Consider the following 22,854-nt stretch of genomic DNA (forward strand, 5'->3'; position numbering starts at 1 on the left):
GAGTCTTTGCTTAATCAATATGAATCCAAAGCTTTTATTGCTAAGAAAAAACATATGGATGGTTGCTACGCTTTGTATAGGTGTTTCCTCTTTTTCTCATGCAGAAGTGTATAAGTGTGAGAATGCGGGGAAAATAAGTTATCAACAGAGTCCATGTGAAACCAAAAGTAAGTCAACCAAAATGGCGATGGGTTCCGCATCTCCAAACTTATGGACAAACTTAAAAAGTGGTTTGAGTGTTGCTGAGGTTCAACGTATGGTGCCACAAGCCAAGAATGGGGATTATTCCTCTCTGAGCAATGGTGCCCGTGGACTATTACAGGTCAGTCCAGTCAATGTTGCAGGAAAGAAATTTGCCGCAAATTTCTTTTTTCTAGGGGATAGGTTTCACCGTGTTAACTTCTCTGGGCCTATGAATGATTCAAACGAATCAAATTTAAAAGCATTTAACCAGATATTTGAGGGTTTTCAATCCCGATATGGTGTAGCTGCAAATAGGCGTGTAGCAAATGAATATGGGCTTTCCGCTCGGGCTGAATGGAAGTTACCTACGGGAGAGGTTTGGATAGTTGTAGTGCCTATTACTGCAACCACATCCTTACTTAACTTTGGTTATTTTCCAAACTCGAATTAAATTCTTTATTTGAAAATCCCCTAAAAAAAGAGACGATTATAAAATCGTCTCTTTTTTGCTTTATAAATTTGGAGATTTTACAGTAATAGGTTCACTTACTTTCCTCAATCCATGAAGCTTACGGTTAATATCGTCAATAAAGGTATAGACCACAGGAATCACCAGTAAAGACAGGAATGTACTGGTAATCAATCCACCAATCACTGAAATTGCCATTGGTGCACGGAAGCTTGGATCAGTTCCAATACCTAATGCAATTGGTAACATACCTGCACCCATTGCCAGCGTAGTCATGATAATGGGGCGGGCACGTTTATGGCAGGCATCAAGCAGGGCATTGAAACGTGAATAGTCTCGTTCTTTTCTGGCAATAATGGCGTAATCCACCAAGAGAATTGAGTTTTTACTTGCGATTCCCATCAGCATGATCAAACCGATTAAGCTTGGCATTGAAAAGCTACTTTTTGCCAAAAGTAACAGCACGAAAGCGCCACCCAAAGACAGCGGTAATGCCACCAAGATGGTGATTGGCTGTAAAAAGTCCTTAAATAAAAGCACCAGCACCACATAAATACACAGTACACCCGTCAGCATTGCCAAGCCAAAGCTTGAGAATAATTCCTGCATCACTTCAGCATCACCAATATTGGTACGTTTTACTGTAGGTGGTAGATTCTTCATGGTTGGTAATTGATCAACTTTCGCTGCAACATCACCCAAAGGCTGGTTGTTGAGCTCAATATTAAAGTTGATATTACGCAGACGGTTGAAGCGGTCAATCTGTGATGGTCCACTTTCAATATTCACATCGGCAATCGTTCCCAGCATGACAGGACCATGACTACCCTTGATCATGAGGCGTTTAATCAGTTCCTGATCCTGACGGGCAGCAAGAGGCAATTTAATCACCACAGGCACCTGACGCTGTGAAAGGTTGAGTTTTGCCAGATTTTGGTCAAAGTCACCCGCAGTTGCGATTCGCAGGGTCTCCGCAATATCGTAAGTGGTCACACCCAAATCTGCGGCTTTGGCAAAATCAGGGCGAATCACCAGTTCAGGACGAATCAGTGCCGCACTTGAAGTAATACTGCCAATATTCGGAATGGTGCGTAATTCACGTTCCAGTGCGCGGGCTGTTGACATCAAAGCTTCAGGGTCATCACCTGAAAGTGCCAGTTGATATTGGCTATTATTGCCCGCCAGACCGACCTGAATTCGGGCGCCTGGCAATGGTGCTAAACGTTGACGAATCTGGTCTTCAATGTCTTGCAGGCTGGCACTGCGGTCAGCACGTTCAGTGGTTTGAATGGTCAGAGTCGCTTTACGAGGTTCACTAGATGCACCACCAGCAAAAGGGTCACTTCCTGCTGCACCTCCACCAATGGTAGTATAGATGCTTTTAATTTCAGGATGATCCTTAATTAAGCTTCGTGCATATTCTGCTGTTTTTAAAGTATCAGCAAATTGTGAACCTGGGGTCAATTCCAGACGTACCTGCGTTTGTCCAGTGTCGGGTGGTGGCACAAATCCTGTTGGTAATAGTGGAATCAGCATAACTGAGCCAATAAAAAAGGCGATTGCACCAAACAGCGTGATCCAGCGATGGTTTAAACACCACGTTACCAGACGCATATAGCCACGCATAACTTTGCCATCTTTGGCACGGTCTTTCGCTAAAGTCGCTGTACCTTGATCATTGGCAGGTTGGTCAGTATCTTCATGAGGTTCAACTTTGCCGACCCAGGGTTTAAGGATATAGGCAGACATCATTGGGGTAAGCAAACGTGCCACGAGCAAGGAGGCAAAAATTGCCAATGCTGCTGTCCAGCCAAACTGCACAAAGAATTTACCAGCAATACCACTCATAAAGGCGGTCGGTAAAAATACGGCAATCAGGGTAAATGTGGTGGCAATCACGGCAAGCCCAATTTCATCGGCAGCTTCCATTGCCGCTTCATACGGTGTTTTACCCATCCTGAGATGTCGAATGATATTCTCAATCTCAACAATCGCATCATCGACCAGAATCCCGACCACCAGCGACATCGCCAACAGGGTAACTGTATTGAGGGTGAAACCAAAAAAGTACATCCCAATCAGGGCTGGTAAAATTGACAATGGTAGGGCGGTTGCGGCAATAATGGTTGCACGCCAATCACGTAGGAACAACCATACCACCAAGATGGCTAAAATGGCACCCTCATAAAGCAGTGACATCGAACCTTCATAGTTGTCAGCAACGGGTTTAACAAAGTTAAATGCTTCTGTAATCTTAATGTCTGGATGTGCAGCCTTGAGTTTATCCAATGCCTCGACCACACCCTTTTCAACATCAACCTCACTGGCACCCTTACTACGGGTAATTTCAAAGCCAATCACAGGCTGTCCATTCAGCAATGCAGCAGAACGGCGTTCGGCAATACCATCATGAATGGTTGCGACCTGATCAAGACGGATATGACGGCCATCACTGAGTGCAATATCCATTGCCCCAATTTCTTCGGCTGTTTTTACCGTTGCAATGGTACGAATGGACTGTTCACTACCGCCAATCTTGGTTTGACCACCTGATGCATCTTGCTGGATTAATCGCAGTTGTCGGGTAATATCGGTTGCGGTGGCATTCAGGGCCAGTAATTTTTCAGGGTCAAGCTCAACCTCAATCTGACGGGTAACACCGCCCACACGGGCGACTGCACCTACACCCTTAACCTGTAGCATGGCGCGGGAAATATCATAGTCCACAAACCATGACAATGCCTCTTCATCCATTTTTGGCGACTGGATGGTATAGGTTAGAATAGGTGAACCTGATAAATTGATTTTACTGACAATGGGGTCACGTAAATCGGCAGGCAAGTCTGAACGCACCTGAGAAACCGCATTACGAACGTCATCCACTGCCTCTTGCAGCGGTTTTTCCAGTTGGAACTCGGCTGTAACGGTAACCACACCATCCTGAATATTGGTGTACTGGTTTCTTAGACCTTGTAAGGTTGCAATTGAATTTTCAATTTTACGGGCAACTTCAGTTTCCAGCTGTGGTGGAGCAGCACCTGGCAGGGCTGCGGTCACAGTCACCATTGGCAATTCAATATCGGGAAATTGCTGTATTTTCATCCATTTAAAACACATTAGACCCGTCAATCCCAGCATAATAAATAATAAAATGGCTGGAATAGGATTGCGGATTGACCAGGCAGAGAAATTCATTTTAATTCCCCTGTGTGGTCACAAGTTGTTTGGTCAATGGCGTATCAGGGATGTCTTTTGCGACAGTCACTAAATCACCATCGGTGAGGAAACCTGTACCAGACGCAACCAGTTTTACATTTGCAGGTAAGTCCAGAATCTCAACACGATCAGCCAAACGTCGCCCAACAGTCACTTTTTGCTGTGCCACACGATTGTTGTTACCCACGATAAACACATAGGCAAAGCCGTCGCGTAACAACAAGGCGGTTTGTGGAATGGTCAGTGCTTGTTTCTCACCTAAATCAAATTCACCTTTTACAAACATGCCCATACGAACCGCCTGAGTGGCTGGCAAGTCAACATAGACCAATCCATAGCGGGTTTGAGGATCGATCACAGGGGCAATCATCCGAACCTTACCTGTAATGGCAGGCTGGGCAGGATCAGGCGAGAAAATACGCGCATTCATTCCTTGCTTGAGTTTATACAAATCCGAAGTGGTGACTTCCGCACGCCATTCCAGACGATGATCCCGAATCAGGCGGAACAGTTCCTGTCCAGTCTGAGCCAAAGAACCGACAGTTGCGGTACGGGCTGAAATCACACCATTGTCAGGTGAGATCACCTGAGTTTGTGCCAAACGTAGTTGATAGCTTTCAATCTGTGCTCTAGAAGCATCCAATCGGGCTTGGGCAGTAGCTTGCGAGGTTTGATATTGAGTCGATTCCTGAGCCGAGATTGCACCTGTATTCTTGAGCTGCTGAATTCGCTTATTGTTGGTCACGGCATCAGCCAGTACCGCCTGAGCTTCGGCATAGCTGGCTTTGGCCGCCGTCAAATCGGCACGTATGGTATCGCTGTTAATCTCTGCCAAAATCTGTCCGCGTTTAACCTCATCACCGACATTGACATTGACGCGAGTAAGGCGCTGACCAGACAATTCACTCCCAATCACCACTTCTTGCCATGCTGCGATGTTGCCATTTGCCGTGAATGTCTGCTTCCAGTTTTGCTGTTCAGGTTGAACGACCGTTACCGTTAAGGCAGCTTTTTGTTCGGTTGTTTCTGCATTGTTTGGTTTTTCTGTCGCAGCGGTTTTGTTTGAGCTGCCTGACTTCCAGAGCAGGAATACGACAAGCAACAATACAATCACGATTGCCAAAATGAACCAAACTTTTTTCTTTGTTTTCTGGGGAGTTTGAGAAGTCATCTTTCCATAGTCAATTTAAATTGATGGCTTAAGTATAGACGAAGATTTCAACCGATGGTTAAAACAGAAAGATGAATATTAGTTTTGAATCTGTATCTTATCTTTTATATAGGGAGTGCAAATTTCTTCAACAAAACATATCTGTATTGAATAGCGGAGGTATGCACTTAAAGAATTTGACAAAAAATTATTCAAATACTAAATTAGAGTAATTACTCTAATTTTGACAAGGAATGGACTTTTATGAAAGAAAAGTTTTGTTTGTTAAATACCAGCTTTTTTGCAGGTATGGGTATTGTGGCTTTAGTTAAGCCCTCAATGGTGGTCAATACTTTTGGGCTAAACTATATTGATGCGGATATGCGTAACGAAGTTCGGGCGGTTTATGGCGGTTTTGGGCTTGCAGTTGCAAGCCTATTGTTGGCTAGCAACCATTGCCCACACATCGAAAAAGGCATAAAACTGACGATTGCAGCGAGTCTGGTTGGTATGGCATCGGGGCGAGTGATTTCTTTCTTAATTGAAAAGCCGCAAACGCAAGTACCACTATTATTTTGTACGCTGGAAAGCGTTTTAGCAGGCACATTGATTTACAGTATAAAGTATGAAGATTAAGTTTAGGTTTTAAAGATAATGATCAGTGATCCATTAAATGGGCAACGGGATATACAGATCAGTGATCAACAAACTATTCAGATGAATCAAAGGCTAAATCAAACCTGATTTAGCCTTTTCTTTATTATCAGAATAAAAATTATAAAATCGCTTTCAACCGCTTCACGACTTCTTCACATTGTGCTAAATCAGCAACAAGCGCCATCCGTACATGATTTTCGCCTGGATTACCCTGTTCGGTATCACGGGATAGGTAACGACCTGGCAATACCTTGATATGCGCTTTTTCCATCAACATTTTGGCAAAAGCTTCATCATTATCAACTTTAAGCCAATAATAGAAACCTGCATCTGGTTTTTGTAAGGGCAGTAAATGACCGAGTTCGGACTGGAATAAATCAAACTTGGCACGATATTGCTGACGGTTTTCTTCTACATGCGTTTCATCATTCCACGCTGCAATTGAAGCCAGTTGATGCTGTACAGGCATTGCCGCACCGTGGTAGGTACGATATTGCAAGTAAGGCTTTAACAATGCCGCATCACCAGCAACAAAACCTGAGCGCATACCTGGCAAGTTTGAACGCTTAGACAATGAGTGGAACACGATACAGTTTTTATAGTCATCACGTCCCAACTCAGCACAAACTTCCAATAGCCCAATTGGTGCCTGATCAAACCACAGTTCTGAATAACATTCATCAGATGCAATCACAAAACCATATTGGTCAGAAAGCGCAATCAGCTTTTTAAACTGTTCTTTTGACAGTACTGTACCTGTTGGATTACCTGGGGTACACACGAATAATAACGCGGTTTTTTCCCAAACTTCGGCAGGCACGGCATCAAAATCGCCGAGATAGCCATTTTCTTCAGTGCAGTTGATAAAATAAGGCTTTGCACCTGCCAACAGCGCAGCCCCTTCATAAATCTGATAAAACGGATTCGGCATCACGATATAAGGCGTATCTTCACGTTTAATCAACGCCTGAACAAAAGAGAAGATTCCTTCCCGTGTTCCAGAAACAGGCAAAATATGATCGTCCGCACTGATTTGGTTCAGCTTGAAACGATTGCTCAGCCATTGTGCAATACTTTGGCGCAGCTCAGGCAAGCCTTTACTATTGGGGTAGGTTGATAAATGCCCAAAATTATCAATAATCGCTTGTTTAACGAACTCAGGTGCTGGATGTTTAGGTTCACCAATTGATAGTGGAATCAACGGTAAATCGGCAGGTTGTAGCCCTTTAAAAAGCTGGTTTAACTTTTCAAAAGGATAAGGGTGCAATAAAGATAAACTTGAGTTCATTGAAACAATTACCAAACTGTAGGGGCGTATTGCCTACGCCCAATGTATTGATGAAAATTGGAATTACGATGGGTTAAAAACCTGATTTGACACTTCATCCAAAGCCGCTTTTAGCGTTTCCGCAAAAGCCTTTACTTCTTCATCTGTCAGCAACACACCATTTTTCTTGGTGACAAAGAAAATATCCTCGGCACGTTCACCTAATGTTGCAATTTTTGCAGAGTGAATGTCGAGACCTTGCAGCATAAACAGGGCACCAATTCGTGCCAGTAAGCCTGGTTGATCCAGTGTCGAGATTTCAACCATATGTTGTTGTAAGGCTGGATTCAGGACAATATCAACCGTATTCTGCACATCAAAGTGACGTAAATGACGTGGAATACGGCGCTGCATAATACCTGGATATTGGTCTGAATGGCTGAGAGCATCAACCAGCGCCGCTTTAACCTTACGTTCCCGATCAGGATCGGTGAGCAATGTTCCAAAACGGTCCAGCACCAAGTAAGTATCCAGACTAAATGCAGTGCTTGCGGTGATAATTCTGGCATCCTGAACATCAAGGTTCATACGGTCCAGCACAGCCACAGTGGTTGCAAACAGGTTAGGCTGGTCACGGGTATAAATGAAGATTTGAACCGCATCATCTGCGGCATTACGATGTGCGCGTAATAAAACCAAAGGCTCTGGATTATCACCGTGCTGTAGAATCGCCTGAGTGTGCCATGCAATCTCATTGGCAGACTCCTTGACAAAATATTCATCGCCCAGTTCTTGCCAGACTTTTTCTACTTCGGCGAGCGAGAAGTCATTGACCAGTAATTCACTGGCTGCAAACTTAGTGTCCTCAATCAGCATTTGGTAATCCACTGGACGACCTAAGCCTGAGCGAATCACGTCACGGGCGTAGGTATAGAGCTGGCGCATCAGGGAGGCACGCCATGTATTCCAGAGCTTTGGATTGGTTGCATTAATATCTGCGACAGTCAATGTATAGAGATAATCCAGATGCTCCATATCACCGACTTTTTCAGCAAATTCCTTTACTTCGTCAGGATCGGAAATATCTTTTTTCTGTGCGGTCAGTGACATCAGGAGGTGGTTGTTAATCAGCCATGCCACCAGTTTACATTCGCGCTCAGTAAAACCATGTGTACGGCAGAACTCAATTGCATCAATTGCCCCAAGTTCGCTATGGTCACCACCACGACCTTTGGCAATGTCATGGAAAATTGCCGCCATATACACAATGTCATGACGTGAAATACGCTGGAACACTGAGCTGACCACAGGGAAATCCTTGGCAAATTCAGGCTCTTTAAAACGGCTGAGATTACGCAACAATAATAGGGTGTGTGCATCAACCGTATAAATATGGAACAGGTCGTATTGCATCAGTCCCATAATCTGCCCAAAAGCAGGAATGTAGTTGCCCAAAACGCCGTACCGTTTCATTGCCACCATCGTATTGTATAGATGCGGTGAGCGAATGATCGACATAAACAACGCTTGATGTTCTGGGTTGTCACGGAAACGCTGGTCAATCCGCTTGGCTGCAAGTACCAACAGACGCAAGGTGCGGGCACGGATGCCTGTAATCTCAGGACGGTTTGCCAATAAATAGAATAATTCTAGAATCGCACTGGGTTCTTCAGAGAAAACCTTATGGTGTTGTACCGCAAGCTTGCCATCCACAATTTTAAAACGGTCATTGATCTCTACGATCTGGCGTTCATAGTCAGGCAAACGTGGGGTAATCACCGACTCATTGAAATAGGCGAGTAACATTTCATTGAGGGTGGAAACCTGTTGAGCGGTTCGATAATACCGTTTCATGAACTGTTCAACGGCAAAATTGACGTGTTGACCCTCTTCACGGACATAGCCAAACTTTGCTGCAATATCGCGTTGATATTCAAACAATAAACGGTTTTCATCACGTTTTGCCAAGCGATGTAAATGGGTACGGATTTCCCATAGGAAACTTTCCGCTTCCTCAAGTACAGCAAGCTCAAATTCAGTGATAAAACCTAAATGTACAAGGTCATAGATACGGTTGACGCGGAAGTGGCGTTTAGCAATCCAGCCAATCTGGTTGATGTCACGAATACCGCCTGGCGCATTTTTAATGTCGGGTTCCAGATTGCTTTCAGTGTTGTTGTGCTGGGCATAACGCTTGGCTTGCTCAGCCATTTTCGCGTCATAGAATGTTTTATCCGTCCAGGTTTGCGCCACAATACGGCGTGGCCACTTGGCAAGCTGTTCATTACCTGTGATCAAACGAGCTTCAATCAGGGTTGTGGCAACCGTCAGGTCATTGCTGGCTTGTTCGACACAGTTTTGAATGGTACGGACACTGGTGCCAGGCTTGAAATTACCGACATCCCAAAGTGAGGAAATGAAAGCGGAAATCAGCTTACCTTGTTCTTCGCTGATTTCATCCTCTGACAAAATCATGATGTCGGTATCAGAATAGGGTAGCATCTCATGGCGGCCATAACCACCAACCGCAAATAAACCCAACTCGGTCTGGTCTAAACCCGCATGATTCCAAAGAAAAATGAGTGCTTCATCAATGGAGTCAGATCGGGCACTAATCACATCACGAATCGGTTGCCCATTTTCATAACTCTCCTGTAATTGTTTTTCTACATCTGTACGCCATTGGTTAATGGCCTGAATATCATGAAGACTGGTGACGTAGTTTAACAATGGAGATGTATTGATCATGAAAATGGTTCTTCTATCAAATTCCCTCTTTATAAAAAAGAGGGATTAAGGGAGATTTTAAGCGTTGGTTTCTACACTCACTTGGTCTGCTGCCTGTTGTGCCAGTTCACGCGCAAGGTCTGTGGTTTCAGCACGTGCAGTTGCAACACCCATACGACGGCGTTTGAAGCCCTCTGGTTTACCAAATAAGCGCAAGTCAGTGTTCGGGTTTGCCAAAGCAAGATTTAAGCCAGAGAAGCTCAGGTTGTTCGCATCAACACCTGCATAGATCACGGCACTGGCTGCCACACTGTGACGTGCGGTATTCACAGGCAAACCTAAAATCGCACGGGCATGCAGCTCAAATTCACTCTGGAACTGTGATGCCAAGGTCACTAGACCTGTGTCATGCGGGCGAGGTGAGACCTCACTAAACCAGACCTTATCGCCTTTGATAAATAACTCTACACCAAAAATACCACAGCCACCCAAAGCGGTTGTGACTTTATTTGCAATACGTTTTGCTTCCTGCAAGGCTGCTGCTGTCATGGGTTGTGGCTGCCAGCTTTCAACATAGTCGCCTGCATCCTGACGGTGTCCAATTGGATCACAGTAATGGGTTTCGATTTCCCCTGTTTCTGGGTTTTTGGCTCGAACGGTAAGCAGGGTAATCTCAAAGTCAAAATCAATTTGTGATTCAATGATCACTGTACCCTGATTGACACGACCGCCTTGCATGGCATATTCCCAGGCCGCATCAACCTCATCAAAGTTCTTAACACGGGACTGACCCTTGCCAGAAGAGGACATGACGGGTTTAACAAAGTTTGGATAGCCAATGTCATCACAGGCTGCACGGAAGCTTTCCAATGTGCTGGCAAAGCGATAGGCTGAAGTTGGCAAGCCCAGTTCTTCCGCAGCCAAACGGCGAATGCCCTCACGGTTCATGGTCAGGTTGACCGCTTTTGCTGATGGAATTACGGTTGCAGTTTGGCTTTGCTCGATTTCAAGCAAAACCTCAGTCGCAATTGCCTCAATTTCAGGAACAATTAAATTCGGTTTAATTTTTTCAATCAGTTGTTTTAATTCAGTTGGATTTGCCATATTCAGGGTATAGGAATAATGGGCAACTTGCATGGCAGGTGCATGGTCATAACGATCAGCTGCATGAACTTCCACACCCAGGCGTTGTAAAGAAATCACCACTTCTTTACCCAGCTCTCCAGAACCTAACAGTAAAACCTTAAATGCAGAAGATTGAAGTGGAGTTCCAAGAGTAACGCTCATGCGAATAATCCTATCCTGATAAATTTGTGTTTAAGCATAGCAGAACTTTCTGCTGAATTAAGCTTAAATTGACACAAAAAACATGGTTTTTGTTAGACAAAAATCCTGCCTTGTATCGTTCTCGCTTATTTAGACATTGACCTGATAGTTCAGTCCCAATTCATCCGCATTTTTACCTCGTATTCCCCAGTTGCATTTCGGTGTTTCAAAAATCGTGATTTCAATATCCTGAGCCGAAATGCCACATTGCTGTTGAATATTGGCAAAGATTGCCTGCACAAAACGCTTTTTGGTTTCTATGCTTCGACCCTCAAACATGGAAATTTCAATAATGATGTAGTTGTCACTACGGTCATCTGGATAGATAAAATCATCTTGTTCCAAGGCAATAAAACGCTGAAACTTCTTTTCCACAGGATAGCTCAGACTTTCAACCAAAGCCTGATGGATGGCCTGGGAAAGCTGATCTCTAAACTGATCTATTGTTTTGCGATGCGCATAGATTTTTATTTGTGACATGAGTGGTTTTATCCATGATAAATAAGTAACAATGATTGAGAATTATTCCCAGATTGACTAGCATAATGCCGAAATATTTCATTGGCGACTTGATATGTCTAATCCAAAAACTCGTGTGGCAATAATCGTATTGTGTAGCACCTTTTTATTGACTGCATGTGGGCAGGGAGACAATCAACCTGAAAAAAAGGTTGAAATCAAACCTGCGCCAAAATTAAACAATGATGCAACCACTTATGCAAATGCGGCGTGGACATTGATTAATGAAATTGACCCAATTGTTTATAATAAACAAGTCTCTGAAATTGAAGAAAAAGTCAGAAAGCCTTTACGCCAGCTCAGCACGGATTGGCGGATCAATGTCAAAATGACCGACTCTGTGACAGAAGGCAAATATGCACTTTGCCGTAAGGCACTGACCAGTCTGGACACATGGGCGCGAGATGTAAAAGATAGTTCATCTAGCCCTGCGCAGAAGCAGGCAGACTATGAACGTGATAAAGCCCAATGTAAGGATGCAATTGATAATCCTGCACTGGGAAATACCTCTCCAAAATAAAATAAGCGGGAAGAAAAATCCCGCTTTGGTGGTTAAAGTCATCAATCAATTAGATCTAGGAGGGTTTGGCTGCTTTATTGGCTTCCGACTTGATTGAATGTGTCGCAGCATTGACCGCTTTATTTGTATTTGATGAGGCCTGCATGGTTTCATGTTTTAGTGTTTGCTTAGTCTGGGCGGTTTCTTTTTTAGCCTTTACAACATGAGCGGCAATACATTTTCCACCTTTGTGGTTGGGGCCTGTGCCACCTTGTAACTGAGTTCCTTTTGGGCAGGCAAATGCGCTGGCACTTAACACGCTAAATAAGCCTGCTGTGAGAAGAGTTGCGACTTTTTTCATGATGATAATCTGCATCGAGATAAGCAATAGTGCTTAGCTTTAATGTAGAATGCCATCATTAAAAAAAGCAGAATGATTTTGTGAAATATTTTGAGTGCTAGGTGTCGTTTTATAGTGGGAGTTTATATTTTAATTTGCGCTTAAGTTTAGAACGATAATGCAGATATAGTGCATTTTTAAATCTCTTAAAATAATAACTGGAATAAATCACGATTGATCTTTGTCATTCTTTTAAATAACCCATTGATGCCAACTTACGTAACTTTTCCAAATCAACCACCTCAATCTTTTTAAAGCCAAGCTGAATGACACCTTGTTTTTCAAATAGGTTCAGTTCCTGATTTACGGTCTGTCTGGACACTGTCAGCATATTGGCAAGCTGATCTTGCGAGATTTGAATATTTAAATCCTGTATAAAGGAACGGTTGCCGTATCCCTCTAAAATAAATAACAGGCGTTGGGCTAAACGCTGGGTAATACTTTGGGTTTGAATGGCAATTTGCTCTAAAAACACATAGCGTAGTTTTTGGCTGGTGAGCAAGGCAAAATAATACCAATAATAAGGGGAGTGCTCTAATAGTTCAGTGAGTTGCTGGGCAGGAATCTGTAAGACCACACTTTTCTTTAGAGCAATCGCATCATGAGAACGGGGTTGCTTGTCAATCAGAGAAATTTCACCAAACCACATGATGGGTTCTGCAATCGCCGCAATCGCTTCGTTACCATTGACATCAATATAGCCCAGACTAATTGAGCCCTCAAGTACACCATATACACCATCAAAAGGGTCTTGGGCGTTAAAGACGGCTGCATTCTTTTCAATAGTATGCTTTTTTCCATGCTGGATAATAAATTGCTGGAACGGTTCAGCTAAATGATGAAACCAGGAATTTTGCTGTAATTGTCTGATGTAGGCTGCGTCTAACACTCAATTTCCTTTGCTAAAAATAAATCCATTTGTCAGCTATATGACAACTTCATTGTGATATTTCTTATAGATTAACAGCATAAACGAATTATATGAGGAATGAGAAATGACAAATCTGGAACGTCTACTCAGCCAATATGCTGCCTATCATTTAGATCGAAACAATATTGTGACCCATTTTGTGGGGATTCCCTTAATTGTTTTTTCAATTTTATGTTTAACCGCCCGCGCTGGGGTGGAAATATCAGGCTTTTCAGTGACACTGGCAATGGTTCTGATTGTTTTAAGTACCATTTACTATATTTCGCTTGATAAGCTGTTTGGTGTACTCATGCTGATTTTATTTGCACTGGTCTATCCACTTGCAGTGAATATTGCCGCCTTACCAATGTGGAGTTGGTTGGGCGCAAGTATTGGTATTTTTGTGGTCGGCTGGGTATTCCAATTTGTTGGCCATTATTTTGAAAAGAAAAAACCAGCTTTTGTGGATGACCTGATTGGTCTGGCGATTGGTCCATTGTTTGTGTTGGCTGAGTTTGTATTCTTACTAGGTTTGCGTAAACCATTACATCAACGTATTTTAAAAGAAGCACAAATGAAACGTGCGGAAATGGATATGAAAGCCCATACCGTTTCTTAAAGATCGGAATGGCATGAAAATAAAAAAGTCGAAATCAATCAGGTTTCGGCTTTTTTATTGAAAAATTGAGTAGGATTGTTGCTCTGAAAATAGATCACTTAGAATTTAAAATAAATGACAGGAATTTATGAATATTGGTCATTGCCTCAACAGTTAGATGTTAAATGCCCAGATTGCCAGCACAAAGCAAGTTTTGAGTTTGCCAAATTGGCACACATTCAACTTAAAAAAGATGTGGGTTATTTTCAACAGCATCCAGCTTTTGAGTATCAGCGTTTTCAGGATAGTTGTGGAGGATACTGGAATGCTGCACTTTATTATCCAAATTTATCAGGGAATCTAGAGCAAATTCAGGATTTACCTGAAAATTATGGTGAGAGCGTCTGGAGAACCAGATACTCCTCTATAACCAAAGGAGGTGTTATTTGTGAAAGTTGTGGTTATAAGCAGAAGTATGAACTGAATTGGCCGAATGATGCCTATTATGTAGTGATGTATAGACAACAATCTTTATGGGCATTTCATCAGGAAGCTGCGTCTGATCTTTATCATTATTTAAATGAAAACCTACGTGATCATAAAAAATATCGTTACTCCTTTTTTCTGTTGCATATTCCCACTATTTTTAAACAAAAAAAGGCAAGGGCGCATGTGACTAAACAATTGTTGAAATTGCTTACTTCTGAATGATCTAAAATCACTTTTTCCAGTCCATCCAGATTCTGAACATTTATAGAGGGTTGGCTTGTTTGTCGCATACTCAACGTGAATAAAATTCACGAAGAATTAAATAAATATCAATCTGTGCAATGGCAAACTTCGTGCTACAATACGCACCAATCTTTAGCACGGCTTAAAAGCCCTAATTTATAGGACCCCCGCTAATGTTTGCCAATATCTCTATTGCTGAATTTGATCCAGAAATCGCTCAGGCAATTGCTTCTGAAGGCGAACGCCAAGAAGCGCACATTGAGTTAATTGCATCTGAAAATTATTGCTCCCCAGCAGTGATGGAAGCACAAGGATCAAAACTGACCAACAAATATGCAGAAGGCTATCCTGGCAAACGCTACTATGGCGGTTGTGAATATGTTGATGTCGTAGAACAGCTTGCAATTGACCGTGCCAAAGCATTGTTTGGTGCAGATTATGCAAACGTTCAGCCACATGCGGGTTCTCAGGCAAACTCTGCTGTTTACTTAGCGCTGCTTAACCCAGGCGATACCGTTTTGGGTATGAGCTTGGCACACGGTGGTCACTTGACTCACGGTGCGAAAGTCAGCTTTTCTGGTAAAACCTATAATGCAGTCCAGTATGGTTTAAACCCAGAAACGGGCGAAATTGATTATGAAGAAGTTGAACGTTTGGCTTTAGAGCACAAACCACGCATGATCGTTGCAGGTTTCTCTGCTTATAGCCGTGTTGTTGATTGGCAGCGTTTCCGTGATATCGCAGACAAAGTAGGTGCTTACCTGTTTGTTGATATGGCGCACGTTGCTGGTCTGGTTGCTGCTGGTGTTTACCCTAACCCAGTTCAAATCGCAGATGTTACGACCACTACGACACACAAAACACTGCGTGGTCCACGTTCTGGTTTAATCCTTGCTAAAGCAAACGAAGAAATCGAGAAAAAACTTCAATCTGCTGTTTTCCCTGGTAATCAGGGTGGTCCTTTAATGCATGCGATTGCAGCGAAAGCAATCTGCTTTAAAGAAGCCATGTCTGATGAGTTTAAGACTTATCAACAACAAGTGGTGAAGAATGCTCAGGCAATGGCGGAAGTCTTTATTTCACGTGGTTATGATGTTGTATCTGGTGGTACAGACAACCATCTATTCTTGTTGTCTTTGATCAAGCAAGAAGATGTGACAGGTAAAGATGCTGATGCATGGTTAGGTGCTGCGCATATCACTGTCAACAAAAATGCGGTGCCAAATGATCCACGTTCGCCATTCGTGACTTCTGGTATCCGTATTGGTACACCAGCGGTGACGACTCGTGGTTTTGGTGAAGCAGAAGTTCGTGATCTTGCAGGTTGGATCGCTGACATTATCGACAGTAAAGGTAATGAACAAGTGATTGCTGATGTAAAAGCGAAAGTTGAAGCAGTTTGCGCTAAATTCCCTGTTTATGCTGCGTAATTTGCTTCACTAAATAAAATTCTAAAAACACCTCAAATTTAGGTTTGAGGTGTTTTTTTTATACCTGACAATTGATGAACTCATCAAAATCCAATGAAGCATTTTATGGCAGTTTGCCTTAAAAAAGTGCCACTTAAACCATTGTTCTATTTCCTTGCATTATTTTGTTGCTATTTAAGTAATCTGAACACGATTTAAATATTTTTCTAACATATTAAAAGATATCTTGATGGAATCTTGCCGAGTTCTCATCTAATTTCAGCATAAGCTTTCAGCTGGACTTACTTTTGTTTCGGCAAAAGTAAGCAAAACCATTGTCATCCGCAAAACTCGTTGACTACTATCAGCTAACTTAATGAATCGCAAAAACAACATTCTATTAATTGAGTCCTGTCTCAAACAATTGCGGATGACGTTTCCGCGTATCGTAATTCATTGAGAATTTTATATCGAACTTATATTGAGTAATACTTTTCCAAAAAATCGTATTACTAAAATGGCATGTCTTTTGCTTTTACTTAAATAGATCAAAAGTTGTCTAGGGTTCCGATGTGTTTTGCACATGACTGGACCGAGAGAGAACGGTTCGACAGAACTACACGGAGGGATAAAAGCCCGGGAGGATCGGCATTTTGCCATAACGAGGTCAAATCATCCTTAAGGGGTTTTGTTATGCGTCCATCTATTTATCATAATAATCAAGTGCTTTGGCAAGAAAAATTGCTCGGTGGCCATCACTGGTCAGGTCGGATTCAGCATGGGGCAGTGTTGCAATTTGAGGCACTGGGTGCAAATGCCAATGTTTCGTTCTATTGTGTCAATGCCGAAGATAAGCTGGAACGCTTCAATATGCCTGACAGTTTAAAGGCACAACACACTGCATTTTTATCGACGGGGCATGTACTGTATTCCGACTTGGGACGAGTCATGGCGTCGATTGTTCAGGATGATCATGGCTGGAATGATGTGTTTTGCAGTCCAAGTACGCCTGCACAAATTCAACAGCAATTTGGCATTCAAAGCTTTCAGGATGCCCGCAATGATATGTATCAAAGTGGCCTGAATGGCTTGTTGGTTGAGTTTGCCAAGTTTGGTTTAAAACAGGCTGATTTAACCGCTTGTGTGAATCTCTTTTCTAAGGTTATTCCTGATGAGGCAGGCAAATTGTCCTATGTACAGGAGGATAAAACCCAGCAAAGTATAGAGTTGCGTTTCGAAATGGATTGTCTAGTATTCTTATCGGCTGCACCACATGCGCTGGACACCTCTGAAAGTTATCAACCTGCCGATGTTCAACTCCGTTTATTCAAGGCCAATCCCTTAGCTGAATCCGATGTGTGTCGTGATTCATGCCCTCAAAATCAGCGTGGTTTTGCCAATAATGCGCGCTATTACGCTTTATCTATTTAATTTTGAGGAAATAATCATGACAACATTACAATTTCAAAACACGGTTTTAGATCAAGTGTGTCCAGCAGGCGAAGCATGGATGTGTGAAGTCAAAAAAGGGCAACTGTTTCGTATCGTTGATTTAGAGGGCAATCAGGCGGTGGATACCTTATTTATCAGTGCAGAAAATCCTGATGAGCGTTATAGCGCAACCGATACCCTGACCCAAAACCAGCAAATTTATCTGGAGCAAGGTACGACTTTATATAGTAATTTTGCTCGTCCAATTGCCACCATTGTTGAGGATAATTGTGGGCGACACGATACTTTAGGCGGTGCATGTTCCTGTGAAAGCAATACCGTGCGTTATGCCCATGATAAATACCCGATGCACAGTTGTCGTAATAATTTCATGTATGCGCTTGCCAAGCATCCGATTGCCCATAAACATCAGTTGAATGTACGTCATATAGGACCAAACATTAATTTCTTTATGAATGTGCCTGTGACACCAGCAGGACATTTAATGTTTGATGATGGTTTATCTGCCGCAGGAAAATTTGTGGAAATTCAGGCTGAAATGGATTTAATTGTCCTGATTTCCAACTGCCCGCAATTGAATAACCCATGTAATGCCTACAACCCAACGCCTATTCAATTAATTGTCCGTGAAGCGGAGGAGTTGAGCCATGTTTAATAAAGTTCTGATTGCCAATCGTGGCGCAATTGCCTGTCGTATCATTCGTACCCTGAAAAAATTAGGCATTCAATCGGTGGCAGTGTATTCCGAAGCGGATCGGGATTCCTTGCACGTCACACTGGCCGATGAAGCAGTCTTTATTGGCGATTCTGCTGCACAGCAAAGCTATTTAAATATTGATAAAATTCTTGAGGTTGCCAAACAAACAGGCGCACAGGCGATTCATCCAGGTTATGGATTTCTTTCGGAAAATGCAGCTTTTTGTGATTTATGCGAGCAACAGGGAATCGTCTTTATTGGTCCAACTTCGCAACAGATGCGAGATTTTGGCTTAAAACATACCGCTCGTGAATTGGCGATTCAAAACAACGTGCCGTTATTGCCAGGGAGTCAACTGCTTAAGGATGAAGCGGAAGCAATCGCTGAAGCCAGTCGTATTGGTTATCCTGTGATGCTGAAAAGTACCGCAGGTGGTGGTGGGATCGGGATGCGTCTGGTCTGGAATGAAACAGAATTGCAGGAAGCCTATCAAACCGTTTCCTATCTGGCACAAGCCAATTTTAAAGATGCAGGCTTATATTTAGAAAAATTTGTACAAAATGCCCGTCATATCGAAGTACAGATTTTTGGCGATGGTCAGGGCAAAGTCCTCGCATTGGGTGAGCGTGATTGTTCAGTGCAACGTCGTAATCAGAAAGTGATTGAGGAAACGCCTGCGCCACATCTCAATGCAGAACAACGTAGCTATATTCAACAGGTTGCCATTCAGTTGATGCAATCGGTGCACTACCGTTCTGCGGGTACGGTTGAATTTGTGATGGATACCGATACCCAGCAATTCTATTTTCTTGAGGTGAATACCCGTCTGCAAGTTGAGCATGGTGTCACGGAACAAGTGTTTGGCGTGGATTTGGTCGAATGGATGGTGACGCTGGCCAGTGGTGACTGGGTTGTACCAACGCAACTATCTGAACCTAAAGGACATTCGATTCAGGTACGTTTATATGCCGAAGACCCGATCAAGAATTTCCAGCCAAGTGCAGGTTTGCTGACCAATGTGCAGTTTGATGCACATTCACGGGTAGAAACTTGGGTAGAAACAGGTTCCAATGTTTCCTCATTTTATGATCCCATGATTGCCAAGATTATTGTTACCGCAGATGACCGTGAATCAGCAATTACAGCGATACAAAATAGCCTAAGCAATACGGAAATTGCAGGCATTGAAACCAATCTGGAATATTTACAGAATATCGTGGGCTGTGACGTTTTTCATGCAGGCACACAAACCACACGTTTCCTGAATAGCTTTGAATGGAAAACTGAAAAAGTTGAAGTATTGCAGGCAGGTATTCAAACGGCTGTGCAGGATGTGACTGGGCGTTTGGGTTATTGGGATGTGGGCGTGCCGCCATCAGGGGCAATGGATGCCTTAAGCCTGAATGTTGCCAACCAATTGTTGGGCAATCCATTCAATACCGCTGGTCTGGAATGTACCTTGCAAGGGCCAACACTGAAATTTCATTGTGATAGTCAAATTGCCTTAACAGGCGGTCACATGCAGGCAACACTGGATGGTGTCGATGTGCCAATGTGGACAACCATTAATATCCGTAAGGGACAAGTGCTGAAATGCGGGCGCATTATCACAGGATGTCGCAGCTATATCGGCATTAAAAATGGTCTAAAATTACCTGACTATTTGGGCAGTCAAGCCACCTTTACTTTGGGACAGTTTGGTGGACATGCAGGACGTAATCTGTTGATTGGTGATATGTTGCCGATTTCTGCTTATCACTCTACCGAAACCACCACATTAGAACCCGCACAAATTCCTGATTTTACCCAGACATGGCAAATTGCAGTGATGTATGGCCCACATGGCGCGCCTGATTTCTTTACTGCTCAGGATATTTCCATGTTCTTTGCACAGGAATGGGAAATTCATTTTAACTCCAGCCGTACGGGGATTCGTCTGGTGGGGCCAAAACCTGAATGGGCACGAATTGACGGTGGCGAAGCTGGCTTACATCCATCCAATATTCATGACAATGCCTATGCGATTGGCGCAATTGATTTTACAGGCGACATGCCGATTATTCTGGGGCCAGATGGCCCAAGTCTGGGTGGTTTTGTTTGTCCTGCGGTGGTGATTCATTCGGAATTGTGGAAACTCGGGCAACTGAAAGCAGGTGACAAGGTTCAATTTATTCCAGTCAGTTATCATCAGGCACAGCAACTGGAACAACGTTATCAGGCTGCGTTGCAGAGTGAAACGACCAATCAGGTTGATTTCTCTGCAAAGATTCAGGCTGAACCGATTACATTGAAAAATGCGGTATTGGCAACGCTACAACAAGGTGCAGATAAACCAAACGTGACTTATCGCCCAGCAGGTAACCAATATCTGTTGGTGGAATATGGCGATCTGGTACTGGACTTAAATCTGCGTTTCCGTATTCATGCCTTGATGCAATGGCTAAAATCACAAAATATTCAGGGCATTATTGACCTGACCCCAGGCATCCGTTCGCTCCAGATTCATTTTGATTCGACTGTTTTGGATCAATTGGATTTATTGCGCTTATTACAGGTGGCAGAAGCCGAACTGCCTGATATTGAAAATATGCAGGTGCCATCCCGAACTGTGTATTTACCCCTCGCTTGGGAAGATTCACAAACGCAATTGGCAACCGAAAAATATACGCAACTGGTACGACCTGATGCACCATGGTGTCCAGACAATATTGAATTTATCCGTCGTATCAATGGACTGCCATCCAAGCAGGCGGTTAAGGATATTGTTTATAGTACCTCTTATCTGGTGATGGGTTTGGGTGATGTGTATTTGGGTGCACCTGTTGCCACGCCGTTAGACCCACGACATCGTTTGGTCACAACCAAATATAACCCTGCACGGACATGGACACCTGAAAATGCCGTCGGTATTGGTGGCGCCTATATGTGTGTCTATGGCATGGAGGGGCCAGGGGGGTATCAGTTTGTCGGACGGACGACCCAAGTATGGAGTCGCTATCGCCAAAATCCAAATTTTGAGCCACATCAACCGTGGTTACTTCGATTCTTTGACCAGATCAAGTTTTATGAGGTGTCTGAATCGGAATTGATAGCAATGCGTGAGGACTTCAAGGCAGGTCGCTTGCAACTGAAAATTGAAGAGGGTGTGCTGAATCTCAAGGAGTACAATGCTTTTCTTCAGGAGAATCAGGACAGCATTCAGGCATTTAAACAGGTACAGCAAAGCAATTTTGAAGCAGAACGCCAAAGATGGCATGAAGCAGGCTTGGCGGAGTACGTTTCTGAAGATCTGGATACGATTATTGAGGATTCAGAAATTAACATACCGAATGGGGGAATGGTGGTGGAGTCGCACATGCCAGGTTCGGTCTGGAAAATTGAGTGTGCTGTTGGCGATGTCATCGAAGAGGGACAAACTTTGGCTGTGATTGAAGCCATGAAAATTGAAATCCCAATTGTTGCGCCAGCAAAAATGCAGGTCGATCAGATTCTGATTGATAAAGCACAAACGGTTAAAACAGGACAGGTGTTGTTTACCTTAGCTCCTGTTTTATAAGCTCTCCGTAATGATGCAGAAAAGCTCCATCTTGAAACATGGGGCTTTTTTTATGTTCATATTTTTGGTGCTTTCTCTAAGTTTTTATATTCGTTTTTAATTCTATTAGATGGATTTATGAGGGATTCAAATTGTATGGTTTTAAAAATTGATTTTTATAAATAACTTTTAAAATTAGTGATGCAATGCAGTACAGCCTCATAAGGTTTTAATAATCCAAAGCTTTTTGTATAGGCAATGCCTTACTTTTGACTGGGCAAAAGTAACAAAACCCCTTTGTTTGGCTGATGCTACTTCCCTGATACCACAGCCAAACGGGCGGCATCCATGTCGCCTCCACGATAGTAGATATGGTTAAAAGACTCTTATTAATTGAATAAAAAACTGGCACAGATACTGCATTAAATATTACGAATTAAAAAATTAGTAATACTGAGGTTGCTATGAAAAACAATTCAAACATGAACCAGTACTTAAAAATGCTCCAGTTATTTTTAGTTAATCTGCTGACAGTAAGAGCAGGTCTATATATCAAGCAAACACCCAGCAATCTCAAGAAATAGTAGGTTGAGCATGAACAGTAAACCCAAGCTTTCACGGATCAGCATCACTGTTCCTGAAAATACAGTGGAAGCCCTAGACCAGAAGATCGTGGAAGAACACTATGAAAGCCGTTCACAGGCGATTGTGGACATGATCAATCATCATTTGATTCACCAGTACACCACTGAGAATACCGTGATGGTCGGCACACTGACGCTGTTATACCAGCGTCGCACGGCAAATATCCGTCTACAGATTGGTGATCTGCAACATCAATATCTGGAACAGGTGATTAGCTCGCTGAGTGTGCAGCTTGATGCTGAAAAGATTCTGGAAGTGATGTTACTGCAAGGTAAAAGCAATGATCTAAAACAGATCAGCCAGCAATTTATTGCACTGAAAGGTGTCATCAAGGGTCATCTGGAACTAATGGATGCCGTGATGCCACCGCTCCAGCAGAATGATTAGGGAGAAATACACACAGCAAGATGAAATACGCAATTTTAAAGTTCAGGTTCTAAATCATCATCCATATCTTGATTGC

Annotated in this window: 18 protein-coding genes and 1 riboswitch; of the genes, 10 read left to right on the forward strand and 8 right to left on the reverse strand. The window is 43.0% G+C overall.

What is annotated here, in order from left to right; translation table 11 throughout:
• The first annotated feature begins 181 nt into the window (after positions 1–181).
• Positions 182–634 carry a hypothetical protein gene (locus QTA56_RS01780; RefSeq protein WP_267979236.1) on the forward strand — a complete coding sequence of 151 codons (453 nt, stop codon included), beginning with the start codon at positions 182–184 and terminating at the stop codon, positions 632–634.
• Between the two features lie 60 nt (positions 635–694).
• On the opposite strand, the gene QTA56_RS01785 is transcribed toward QTA56_RS01780, so the two are convergent.
• Positions 695–3,847 (reverse strand): efflux RND transporter permease subunit, encoded by a 3,153-nt coding sequence (locus tag QTA56_RS01785; protein ID WP_267979237.1) that lies wholly within the window; start codon positions 3,845–3,847, stop codon positions 695–697.
• 1 nt (position 3,848) lies between these two features.
• A complete protein-coding gene (locus tag QTA56_RS01790) occupies positions 3,849–5,039 on the reverse strand; it encodes an efflux RND transporter periplasmic adaptor subunit (RefSeq protein WP_267979238.1) in 1,191 nt (396 codons plus the stop codon).
• 243 nt (positions 5,040–5,282) lie between these two features.
• On the opposite strand from QTA56_RS01790, the gene QTA56_RS01795 reads away from it, so the two are divergent.
• Positions 5,283–5,654 carry a DUF4345 domain-containing protein gene (locus tag QTA56_RS01795; RefSeq protein ID WP_267979239.1) on the forward strand — a complete coding sequence of 124 codons (372 nt, stop codon included), beginning with the start codon at positions 5,283–5,285 and terminating at the stop codon, positions 5,652–5,654.
• A gap of 139 nt (positions 5,655–5,793) precedes the next feature.
• Here the strand turns inward: QTA56_RS01795 and dapC are convergent, their stop codons facing one another.
• From dapC to QTA56_RS01815, 4 genes are all read right to left on the reverse strand, one after another.
• Complete coding sequence (gene dapC / locus QTA56_RS01800) at positions 5,794–6,963, reverse strand: succinyldiaminopimelate transaminase (protein WP_267979240.1); 1,170 nt, start codon at positions 6,961–6,963, stop codon at positions 5,794–5,796.
• A 63-nt stretch (positions 6,964–7,026) separates the two neighbouring features.
• Entirely contained in the window at positions 7,027–9,690 is a 2,664-nt protein-coding gene (gene glnD, locus QTA56_RS01805; RefSeq protein WP_267979241.1) for a [protein-PII] uridylyltransferase, read from the reverse strand.
• A gap of 57 nt (positions 9,691–9,747) precedes the next feature.
• Positions 9,748–10,965, reverse strand: coding sequence for a formate-dependent phosphoribosylglycinamide formyltransferase (gene purT / locus QTA56_RS01810; RefSeq protein ID WP_267980017.1), 1,218 nt, complete (start codon positions 10,963–10,965; stop codon positions 9,748–9,750).
• 120 nt (positions 10,966–11,085) lie between these two features.
• A complete protein-coding gene (locus tag QTA56_RS01815) occupies positions 11,086–11,475 on the reverse strand; it encodes a tautomerase family protein (RefSeq protein ID WP_267979242.1) in 390 nt (129 codons plus the stop codon).
• A 94-nt stretch (positions 11,476–11,569) separates the two neighbouring features.
• Here QTA56_RS01815 and QTA56_RS01820 point away from each other — a divergent pair, with 94 nt between their 5' ends.
• The gene (locus QTA56_RS01820) at positions 11,570–12,034 is read left to right on the forward strand and encodes a hypothetical protein (protein ID WP_267979243.1); all 465 of its coding nucleotides are present in this window, start codon (positions 11,570–11,572) and stop codon (positions 12,032–12,034) included.
• Between the two features lie 55 nt (positions 12,035–12,089).
• Here the strand turns inward: QTA56_RS01820 and QTA56_RS01825 are convergent, their stop codons facing one another.
• Both QTA56_RS01825 and QTA56_RS01830 read right to left on the reverse strand, forming a co-directional pair.
• On the reverse strand, positions 12,090–12,374 hold the full coding sequence (locus QTA56_RS01825) for a hypothetical protein (RefSeq protein WP_267979244.1): 285 nt from the start codon (positions 12,372–12,374) through the stop codon (positions 12,090–12,092).
• Between the two features lie 223 nt (positions 12,375–12,597).
• Positions 12,598–13,302 carry a Crp/Fnr family transcriptional regulator gene (locus tag QTA56_RS01830; protein ID WP_267979245.1) on the reverse strand — a complete coding sequence of 235 codons (705 nt, stop codon included), beginning with the start codon at positions 13,300–13,302 and terminating at the stop codon, positions 12,598–12,600.
• Positions 13,303–13,408: 106 nt separating this feature from the next.
• Between QTA56_RS01830 and QTA56_RS01835 the strand changes: the two genes are divergently transcribed.
• The 7 genes from QTA56_RS01835 (at position 13,409) to QTA56_RS01865 (ending at position 22,778) form a co-directional block, all read left to right on the forward strand.
• Positions 13,409–13,942, forward strand: a complete 534-nt coding sequence (locus tag QTA56_RS01835; protein ID WP_267979246.1) for an Mpo1 family 2-hydroxy fatty acid dioxygenase — start codon at positions 13,409–13,411, stop codon at positions 13,940–13,942.
• Positions 13,943–14,056: 114 nt separating this feature from the next.
• Complete coding sequence (locus QTA56_RS01840; RefSeq protein WP_267979247.1) at positions 14,057–14,632, forward strand: hypothetical protein; 576 nt, start codon at positions 14,057–14,059, stop codon at positions 14,630–14,632.
• A 194-nt stretch (positions 14,633–14,826) separates the two neighbouring features.
• Positions 14,827–16,083, forward strand: a complete 1,257-nt coding sequence (glyA, locus tag QTA56_RS01845) for a serine hydroxymethyltransferase (protein ID WP_267979248.1) — start codon at positions 14,827–14,829, stop codon at positions 16,081–16,083.
• Between the two features lie 527 nt (positions 16,084–16,610).
• Positions 16,611–16,707, forward strand: a riboswitch (guanidine-I (ykkC/yxkD leader).
• 48 nt (positions 16,708–16,755) lie between these two features.
• The gene (locus tag QTA56_RS01850; protein ID WP_267979249.1) at positions 16,756–17,493 is read left to right on the forward strand and encodes an urea amidolyase associated protein UAAP1; all 738 of its coding nucleotides are present in this window, start codon (positions 16,756–16,758) and stop codon (positions 17,491–17,493) included.
• Between the two features lie 16 nt (positions 17,494–17,509).
• A complete protein-coding gene (locus tag QTA56_RS01855) occupies positions 17,510–18,169 on the forward strand; it encodes an urea amidolyase associated protein UAAP2 (protein WP_267979250.1) in 660 nt (219 codons plus the stop codon).
• Complete coding sequence (uca, locus tag QTA56_RS01860; protein WP_267979251.1) at positions 18,162–21,767, forward strand: urea carboxylase; 3,606 nt, start codon at positions 18,162–18,164, stop codon at positions 21,765–21,767. The genes QTA56_RS01855 and uca overlap by 8 nt, the downstream gene beginning before the upstream one ends.
• A 573-nt stretch (positions 21,768–22,340) precedes the next feature.
• Positions 22,341–22,778 (forward strand): CopG family ribbon-helix-helix protein, encoded by a 438-nt coding sequence (locus QTA56_RS01865; protein WP_267979252.1) that lies wholly within the window; start codon positions 22,341–22,343, stop codon positions 22,776–22,778.
• Positions 22,779–22,854 lie beyond the last annotated feature (76 nt).

The sequence above is a fragment of the Acinetobacter thutiue genome (assembly GCF_030385805.1).
Lineage (GTDB): Bacteria > Pseudomonadota > Gammaproteobacteria > Pseudomonadales > Moraxellaceae > Acinetobacter > Acinetobacter corruptisaponis.

Coding starts and splice junctions, on each gene's coding strand:
- QTA56_RS01780 (WP_267979236.1), top strand. CDS start 182: ATGGCGATGGGTTCCGCATCTCCAAACTTATGGACAAACTTAAAAAGT.
- QTA56_RS01815 (WP_267979242.1), bottom strand. CDS start 11,475: ATGTCACAAATAAAAATCTATGCGCATCGCAAAACAATAGATCAGTTT.
- QTA56_RS01785 (WP_267979237.1), bottom strand. CDS start 3,847: ATGAATTTCTCTGCCTGGTCAATCCGCAATCCTATTCCAGCCATTTTA.
- uca (WP_267979251.1), top strand. CDS start 18,162: ATGTTTAATAAAGTTCTGATTGCCAATCGTGGCGCAATTGCCTGTCGT.
- QTA56_RS01840 (WP_267979247.1), top strand. CDS start 14,057: ATGACAGGAATTTATGAATATTGGTCATTGCCTCAACAGTTAGATGTT.
- dapC (WP_267979240.1), bottom strand. CDS start 6,963: ATGAACTCAAGTTTATCTTTATTGCACCCTTATCCTTTTGAAAAGTTA.
- QTA56_RS01835 (WP_267979246.1), top strand. CDS start 13,409: ATGACAAATCTGGAACGTCTACTCAGCCAATATGCTGCCTATCATTTA.
- QTA56_RS01855 (WP_267979250.1), top strand. CDS start 17,510: ATGACAACATTACAATTTCAAAACACGGTTTTAGATCAAGTGTGTCCA.
- QTA56_RS01825 (WP_267979244.1), bottom strand. CDS start 12,374: ATGAAAAAAGTCGCAACTCTTCTCACAGCAGGCTTATTTAGCGTGTTA.
- QTA56_RS01795 (WP_267979239.1), top strand. CDS start 5,283: ATGAAAGAAAAGTTTTGTTTGTTAAATACCAGCTTTTTTGCAGGTATG.
- QTA56_RS01865 (WP_267979252.1), top strand. CDS start 22,341: ATGAACAGTAAACCCAAGCTTTCACGGATCAGCATCACTGTTCCTGAA.
- glyA (WP_267979248.1), top strand. CDS start 14,827: ATGTTTGCCAATATCTCTATTGCTGAATTTGATCCAGAAATCGCTCAG.
- QTA56_RS01790 (WP_267979238.1), bottom strand. CDS start 5,039: ATGACTTCTCAAACTCCCCAGAAAACAAAGAAAAAAGTTTGGTTCATT.
- glnD (WP_267979241.1), bottom strand. CDS start 9,690: ATGATCAATACATCTCCATTGTTAAACTACGTCACCAGTCTTCATGAT.
- QTA56_RS01820 (WP_267979243.1), top strand. CDS start 11,570: ATGTCTAATCCAAAAACTCGTGTGGCAATAATCGTATTGTGTAGCACC.
- QTA56_RS01850 (WP_267979249.1), top strand. CDS start 16,756: ATGCGTCCATCTATTTATCATAATAATCAAGTGCTTTGGCAAGAAAAA.